The sequence below is a fragment of the Immundisolibacter sp. genome (assembly GCF_041625615.1).
In the GTDB taxonomy this organism is placed as follows: domain Bacteria; phylum Pseudomonadota; class Gammaproteobacteria; order Immundisolibacterales; family Immundisolibacteraceae; genus Immundisolibacter.
Genome location: NZ_JBFJTF010000119.1, coordinates 1 through 7200 on the forward strand (window position 1 = coordinate 1; position 7200 = coordinate 7200).

At 68.9% G+C, this 7200-nt stretch carries 9 protein-coding genes; 5 read left to right on the forward strand and 4 right to left on the reverse strand.

Annotated elements, in window-relative coordinates; genetic code table 11:
• From ABYX71_RS09340 to ABYX71_RS09350, 3 genes are all read left to right on the forward strand, one after another.
• Positions 1-1210 (forward strand): TonB-dependent receptor (locus ABYX71_RS09340; protein ID WP_372696231.1); only part of this gene is annotated, 1210 nt, incomplete at its 5' end.
• Between the two features lie 10 nt (positions 1211-1220).
• A complete protein-coding gene (locus ABYX71_RS09345; RefSeq protein ID WP_372696232.1) occupies positions 1221-2123 on the forward strand; it encodes a metal ABC transporter substrate-binding protein in 903 nt (300 codons plus the stop codon).
• On the forward strand, positions 2120-2848 hold the full coding sequence (locus ABYX71_RS09350; protein WP_372696233.1) for a metal ABC transporter permease: 729 nt from the start codon (positions 2120-2122) through the stop codon (positions 2846-2848). The genes ABYX71_RS09345 and ABYX71_RS09350 overlap by 4 nt, the downstream gene beginning before the upstream one ends.
• Before the next feature lie 40 nt (positions 2849-2888).
• Here ABYX71_RS09350 and ABYX71_RS09355 read toward each other — a convergent pair whose 3' ends face one another.
• The 3 genes from ABYX71_RS09355 to ABYX71_RS09365 all read right to left on the reverse strand — a co-directional run bounded on the left by ABYX71_RS09355 (position 2889) and on the right by ABYX71_RS09365 (position 5293).
• The gene (locus tag ABYX71_RS09355; RefSeq protein ID WP_372696234.1) at positions 2889-3344 is read right to left on the reverse strand and encodes a host attachment protein; all 456 of its coding nucleotides are present in this window, start codon (positions 3342-3344) and stop codon (positions 2889-2891) included.
• A gap of 102 nt (positions 3345-3446) precedes the next feature.
• Positions 3447-4496, reverse strand: coding sequence for a glycosyltransferase family 4 protein (locus ABYX71_RS09360; RefSeq protein ID WP_372696235.1), 1050 nt, complete (start codon positions 4494-4496; stop codon positions 3447-3449).
• Complete coding sequence (locus ABYX71_RS09365) at positions 4493-5293, reverse strand: UDP-2,3-diacylglucosamine diphosphatase (RefSeq protein WP_372696236.1); 801 nt, start codon at positions 5291-5293, stop codon at positions 4493-4495. Before ABYX71_RS09365 ends, ABYX71_RS09360 begins: the two co-directional genes overlap by 4 nt.
• Positions 5294-5436: 143 nt before the next feature.
• Here ABYX71_RS09365 and mazG point away from each other — a divergent pair, with 143 nt between their 5' ends.
• Positions 5437-6219: a nucleoside triphosphate pyrophosphohydrolase gene (gene mazG, locus ABYX71_RS09370; protein WP_372696237.1), complete on the forward strand. Its 783-nt coding sequence runs from the start codon at positions 5437-5439 to the stop codon at positions 6217-6219.
• A gap of 6 nt (positions 6220-6225) precedes the next feature.
• On the opposite strand, the gene paaI is transcribed toward mazG, so the two are convergent.
• Positions 6226-6675, reverse strand: coding sequence for a hydroxyphenylacetyl-CoA thioesterase PaaI (gene paaI / locus ABYX71_RS09375; protein ID WP_372696238.1), 450 nt, complete (start codon positions 6673-6675; stop codon positions 6226-6228).
• Between paaI and ABYX71_RS09380 the strand changes: the two genes are divergently transcribed.
• The coding region (locus ABYX71_RS09380; protein WP_372696239.1) for an endonuclease V at positions 6674-7200 on the forward strand (527 nt) is incomplete at its 3' end. The genes paaI and ABYX71_RS09380 overlap by 2 nt on opposite strands.

Below are 7200 nucleotides of genomic sequence, written 5' to 3' on the forward strand. Positions count from 1 at the left end.
CGAGGCCCAGGCGGTCGCCCAGACCGCCGCCGCCAGCGCCGAGCAGACCGCCCAGGCGAAGGCGCCTGCATCCGCGACTGGCGCCTTCAACCCCGACATCTCGCTGATCCTGCAAGGGGCCTATATCGACCGTGCCGGCGGCGAGCGGCCGATCTCCGGCTTTGTGCCGGCCGGTGAGCATGCCCACGCCGAGCGCGACTTCACGCTCGAGCACACCGAGCTGGTGATGAGCGCCAACATCGATCCGTACCTGCACGGCTACGTCAACCTGGCGGTGCTGGACGAGGAGGTCGAGGTGGAGGAGGCCTGGTTCCAGAGCCTGCATCTGGGGCACGGCCTCACCGTCAAGGGCGGACGGTTCCTGTCCGGCATCGGCTATCAGAACGCGCGGCACCCGCACACCTGGGACTTCGCCGACAACAACCTGGTCTACGAGGCACTGTTCGGCGAGCATCTGATCCAGGACGGCCTGCAGCTGCGCTGGCTGGCGCCGACCGCGCTGTTCCTGGAATTTGGCGCGGAAGTCGCCCGGGGTCAGTTCTTCCCCGGCTCGGATGAAGGCGCGGACAAGAACGGCGCCGGCAGCTGGGCAGTCTTCGGCCACCTCGGCGGCGATGTCGGCGCCTCGCACAGCTGGCGCGCCGGTCTTTCCTACCTGAAGGCCCGGCCGCGCGAGCGCGAGGGCTGGGTGGAGGACCTGAACGACGTCGAGGCGCTGACGCTGTTCTCGGGCGAGTCCAAGACCTGGCTGGCGGATTTCGTCTGGAAATGGGCCCCCAACGGCAACCCGCGCCAGCGCAACTTCACCTTCACCGCCGAGTATTTCCAGCGGGACGAGGACGGCGACCTTGCGTGCGCCGACAACACGGCCGACGGTGGCGCCTGTCTTGACCTGACCGACGCGTACGACAGCGACCAGTCCGGCTGGTACGCGCAGGCGGTGTATCAGTTCATGCCGCGCTGGCGCGTCGGCACCCGCTACAGCCGCCTGTCGAGCGGTTCGACCGACTTCGGCCTGAACGCGGCAAGTCTGGATGGCGGCCGCTACCACCCCAGGCGCTGGAGCCTGATGGCGGACTTCTCGCCGTCGGAGTTCTCGCGTTTCCGGCTGCAGTACAACCGCGACGAAACGCTGGTGGGCGCGCCGGATGACCAGTTCATCGTGCAGTACATCATGAGCCTCGGCCCGCACGGCGCGCACCAGTTCTGAGGCATCGACGATGAAACGGTTGCTTCTACTGTTTGCCGGGGCCTGCCTGCTGGCTGCCCCGGCGGCGCAGGCGGCGCTGCGCGTGCTGGCCTGCGAGCCCGAGTGGGCGGCGCTGACCCGCGAGCTGGCCGGGGATCTGGCCGAGGTCGACGCGGCCACCACCGCCCTGCAGGACCCGCACCGCATCGAGGCGCGGCCGTCCTTGCTGGCCAAGGCGCGGCGGGCGGATCTGATGGTCTGTACCGGCGCCGAGCTGGAAAGCGGCTGGCTGCCGCTGCTGCAGCGTCAGGCCGGCAACGGCCGCATCCAGCCGGGCCAGCCGGGTTACTTCGAGGCGAGTGCGCAGGTGTCGCTGCTCGACCAGCCGGCGCGTCTGGACCGGGCCCTCGGCGACGTGCACGCGGCCGGCAATCCGCACGTGCATCTGGACCCCCGCCGCATCGCGACGATCGCCCAGGCGCTTGCCCAGCGTCTGGCTCAACTCGACCCGGCCAACGCCGCCCGTTATGCCGAGCGCAGCGCTGACTTCCAGGCGCGCTGGCAGGCAGCGATCACCCGCTGGGAAGCGCGGGCCGCGCCTTTGCAGGGCGTGCCGGTGGTGGTGCACCACAAGGGTCTGACGTACCTCGCCGACTGGCTTGGCCTGGAGATCGTCGGCGACCTGGAGCCGAAGCCCGGCGTCGAGCCGTCGGCCGCGCATCTGGCCGCACTGCTGGACACGCTCGAGCGGCGGCCGGCGCGTGTGATCCTGCGCAGCGCCTACCAGTCGCCGCGGCCCGCGCAGTGGCTGGCCGACAAGGCGGCCACTGCGGCGGTGGAGCTGCCGTACACGGTCGGCGGCGCGCCCGGTACGCAGGATCTGTTCGGGCTGTTCGAGGTCACGCTGTCGCGCCTGCTGCAGGCGGTGTCGTGAGCCTGGCCGGAATCGACGCCGGCATCCTGCTGCCGGCCTTCGCCGCGGGGCTGCTGGTGCTTGCCACGCATGTGCCGCTGGGCAGTGAGGTGTTGCGCCGGGGCATCATCTTCATCGATCTGGCCATCGCGCAGATCGCCGGGCTGGGCATCGTCGTTGCCGGTGTGCTGGGTTTCGCGGTCGGTGGCTGGGCCATGCAGGCAAGCGCGGTGCTGGCGGCACTGGTCGGGGCGCTGGTGCTGCGCGGGCTCGAACGGCGCGCGCCGCAGCGCCTGGAAGCGCTCATCGGTGTGAGTTTCGTGACGGCCGCTTGCGGGGCCATCGTGCTGCTCAGTCACGATCCGCATGCCGGCGAGCACCTGCAGGAGCTGCTGGTCGGGCAGATTCTGTGGAGCACCTGGGCCGACCTGGGGCCGCTGGCGCTGGTGACCGCAGCGGTGCTGGCGGCCTGGTTCGGGCTGCGCCTGAAGGAGTCGCCGCTCGGCTTCTATCTGCTGTTCGCCCTTACCGTCACCGCGTCGGTGCAGGTGGTGGGCGTGTATCTGGTGTTTGCCAGCCTGATCGTGCCGGCGCTGGCGGCCGGCGGTCGGCCGTGGCGCGCGGGCGTCATCGGCGTCTTGGGGTATGCGGCGGGCCTGCTGGCATCCGCCGCACTGGACCTGCCCGCCGGGGCGGCCATCGTGCTGGCGCTGGTGGCCGGGGGGATCGTCGGTCGGCGCCGATAAGGTGCCGACCGGTTGCGGCGGGCTGGCGCGCCGCACGCGCTTACAGCGTGGAGTAGAGCTTTTCCGGCAGCCGTTCGCGGATGTCGCGTGCCTGGCCGAGCTGCGTCAGGTCCTTGTCCAGTTCCAGGCACACCTGTGCGCGGCAGGCGTCCGACAGCGCATCGCGCAGCAGTCCCAGAAACTGTGGTGACGCCACCAGGCCCAGGCGGTCGAACTCGCGTCGCACGCGGCCCTGTTCGAGCCGTTCGGCCAGCGCGGTGGCGAAACGCAGGGCTTCCTGGCGGCGTGGGTCGACGTCGTTTTCCATCGCATGCCGGCCCTGTCCGGCACTGTCGAAGGCGCGACCGTGCGCGTCGCTGACCAGTTCGCGGGCCGGCAACCGCCCCTTGGGGTGGGCGAAGGCTTCGATTTCAGTGATCGGTCCGAGCGGTGTGTCGGCCTTGAACAGCCGTGCCCGGGACTTGTCGGCGATGACCAGAACCATGGACTTGTTCACCGTATGCTCCTGCGGCGGAAAAAAGGCAGGCGGTGCGCCACGGTCGGGTGACGGCGCACCCACGGTGCAAGTCTATAACGTCGCTGCTGCCACCCGGTGCTCTCAAAGGCAGCCGACATTCCGGGGCGGACGCATCTCCAGCTGCGCTGTGGCCTGTCTGAGCGGCGCAAGGTTGCTCAGGAACTGCAGCGTGGCGTTGCGCCAGGAGTAGGCACTGGCGTGGGACACGCAGGCCGCCGGGTCCAGGTGCAGCGCCTGGCGCGCCGCGCGCCCCAGGTCCTCGTGCAGAGCGCCGGTGACACCGGGTACCACCACGTCCCTGGGGCCGGTTACCGGGTAGGCCGCCACCGGCACGCCGCTGGCCATTGCCTCCAGCAGCACCAGGCCGAAGGTGTCCGTACGGCTCGGGAACACGAACACGTCGGCCGCCGCCAGGTGGCGGGCGAGGTCCTCGCCGTGCTTGAAGCCGGTGAAGCGGACTGTCGGGTAACGCGCGCGCAGCGCCGGCAAGGCGGGCCCGTCGCCGACCACGTACTTGCTGCCGGGCAGATCCAGCGACAGGAAGGCGTCGAGGTTCTTCTCCACCGCCACGCGGCCGACGTACATGGCGATCGGTCGCGGCGCCAGCAGGAAGTCCTTGTCGCGCGGCCGGAACACGGCTGTATCGACCCCGCGGCTCCAGCGCGCCAGGTGGGTGAAACCGTGTTGTTCGAGCACCGCCTGCTGAGAGGCGGTGGCCACCATGGTGCGCGCGGCCGGCGCATGAAAGCGACGCATCAACCGGTAGGTCCAGCGTGCCGGAATGGGGGATCGAAGCGCCAGGTACTCGGGGAATTGCGTGTGATACGCCGTGGTGAACGCCAGTTGGCGGCTCAGGCAATAGCGCCGTGCCGTCTGGCCGAGCGGCCCCTCGGTGGCGATGTGAATGGCGTCGGGCGCCAGTGTGTCGAGCAGACGGACGAGCGTGCGTCCGGGCATGACCGCCAGGCGGATGGAGGGGTAGCCCGGGCAGGGCAGGGTGCGAAAGCGGCCGGGTCCGATCACTTCGACCTGATGGCCCAGGGCATTCAGTTCGGCGCAGGTGCGTGTCAGGGTGGTGACGACGCCGTTAACCTGCGGTTGCCAGGCGTCGCTGACCAGTACGATCTTCATGCGGCGAGGGCGGGTATCGCCGCCTGTGCCTTCAGCGCGTGCTGTTGGTCGGACCAGTGCAGCAGCTCGATGCCGCCGTCCTCACGTTCTACCAGCGCGGTGCAGCTCTCCACCCAGTCGCCGCAGTTCAGGTAGAGCACATTGCCCATGGTGCTGATCTCGGCCCGATGGATGTGGCCGCAGACCACGCCGTCCACGCCGTGCCGGCGGGCTGCCATGGCCACGGCCGACTCGAAGTTGGAAATGAAGCTGACCGCGTTCTTGACCTTGTGCTTCAAGTGGCCGGCCAGTGACCAGTACGGCAGGCCGAGCTTGGTGCGCACGAAGTTGACCAGCCGGTTGGCACGCAGCAGCAGCGCGTAGGCACGGCTGCCGGCCAGCGCCAGCAGGCGGCTGCACTGCACCACGCTGTCGAACTCGTCGCCGTGCATGACCAGCAGCCGTCGCCCGTCTGCGGTGGTGTGCACTACCCGGCCACGGACCGACAGGTTGCCCATCTGCAGGCCGTCATGCTCGCGCAGCAGCTCGTCGTGGTTGCCGGGTACGTAGATCACCTCGGTGCCGTGTTTGGCCTTGCCCAGCAGGGTGCGTACCACGTTGTTGTGCGCCTGAGGCCAATACAGTCCGCGGCGCATCTCCCAGAAGTCGACGATGTCGCCGACCAGGTACAGCCGGTCACAGGTGACTCGGTGCAGGAAATCCAGCAGAAAGTCCGCCCGGCAGCCGCGAAAGCCCAGGTGTACATCCGAGATCCAGACCGTGCGGTAATGCCGGGGCGGCTGTTGTGCTGGCGTCATGCGCGGCGTCCGTGTGATTGAAATGCCGGCAGTCTGGCGGTTCTTTGTTACTTATTTATTAAGCGGCTGTTATTGAAATGTAATATTTTGCTTTCCTGGAAACTGCCGCGCGGGCACGGACAGAAAGCACGATAATCGGGGCCATGCAAAACACCCGCCGTCTACTCGAATTAATGGCCCGTCTGCGTGACCCGCAGGGCGGCTGTCCCTGGGACCTGCGTCAGGATTTCGCCAGCGTGGCACCGTATACGCTCGAAGAAGCCTATGAAGTGGCCGATGCCATTGCCCGGCGCGACTACGACGACCTGCGCCTGGAGTTGGGCGACCTGCTGCTGCAGGTGGTGTTCCACGCCCAGATGGCGCAGGAGGCCGGGCTGTTTGATTTCGAGGACGTGGCGGCGGGTATTTGCGACAAGCTGGTGAGCCGCCACCCGCATGTGTTCGGGCACGCGCAGTTCGAAACCGATGCCGAGCGGGCCGATGCCTGGGAGACCGCCAAGGCGGCCGAACGGGTGGGTCGGGACGGCGGTGAGCGGGTGTTGGCCGGCGTGGCGTTGGCGTTGCCGGCCCTGAAGCGGGCGCAGAAACTGCAGAAGCGGGCGGCGCGCGTGGGTTTCGACTGGCCGGATCTGACCCCGGTCCTGGACAAACTGGACGAGGAGCTGGCGGAGCTGCGCGAAGCGCTTGGCAGTGGCCAGCGCGAGGCGATGGCCGACGAACTGGGCGATCTGCTGTTCGTGATGGCCAACCTGGCGCGGCATCTCGAACTCGATGCCGAGGAAGCCCTGCGCCGTGGCAACGCCAAGTTCGAGCGACGTTTTGCCTATATCGAGGATCGTCTGCACGCGTCCGGCCGACGTGCCAAGGAGTGCACGCTGGCGGAACTGGATCGCCTGTGGGACGAGGCCAAGGCGCGCGGCATGTAGCGTTGCCTAGGGTGCCGTGTCGTTGATCACCGGCGTGCCGGGACGGCTGCGCGACAGGCCGCGGAACAGTGCCACCGGCTCGTCGTCCGCCCCCAGTACGGTGACGTCGTAAATGCCGCTGCGCGGGCCTCGCTTCACTTCCCGGGCGACGGCGATCAGCGTGTCCCCCGCCCGTGCCGGGCGCAGGTAATCGATGCTGGCGTGTTGGCCGACGGTGAATTCGTTGCCGCTGTTGCAGGCATACGCGAACGCCGTATCGGCAAGCGTGAACAGGTAGCCGCCGTGACAGGTGCCGTGACCGTTCAACATGAAATCGGCCACGGTCATGGCGAGTTCGGCGCGGCCGGGCGCGCAGTGGCGGATCGTGATGCCGAGCTGGCGGGCGGCCGGGTCGCGGGCGTACAGTGCCTGTGCAACGGCAGCGGCCAGGGCGTGGGCGGAGTCGAGGGCTGACATGGCGCCAGAGCTTAGCACCGTGGCGGGTTCACGCTGGCCGCGCAGCGCTGCCGAGGCGGTGGCGCTGCAGCGCGATCTGGCACACCGGGTGATCGTCGAGGACCGTGTCGGGCCGGTGCGGCGGGTGGCTGGTGTCGATGTGGGGTTCCCCGGCGGCGGATCGACGGCGCGGGCGGCGATTGCCGCACTGGCGTTTCCCGGGCTCGACCCGGTCGAGCAGGTGGTGGCGCAGTGTCCGGTTGGGTTTCCCTATGTGCCGGGACTGCTGTCGTTTCGTGAACTGCCGGTCGTGCTGGCGGCCCTGTCGAAGCTGGCGGTGCTCCCCGATGTGTTGCTGGTCGATGGCCAGGGACGCGCCCATCCGCGCCGTTTTGGCATTGCCTGCCATCTTGGCGTGCTGACCGGCCTGCCGACGGTCGGCGTTGCCAAGACGCGCCTGGTGGGGGAGCACGGGCGCGTGCCAGATCGGCGCGGTGCCTGGGTGGCGCTGCACCACCGGGGCGAGGTGGTGGGTGCGGTGCTGCG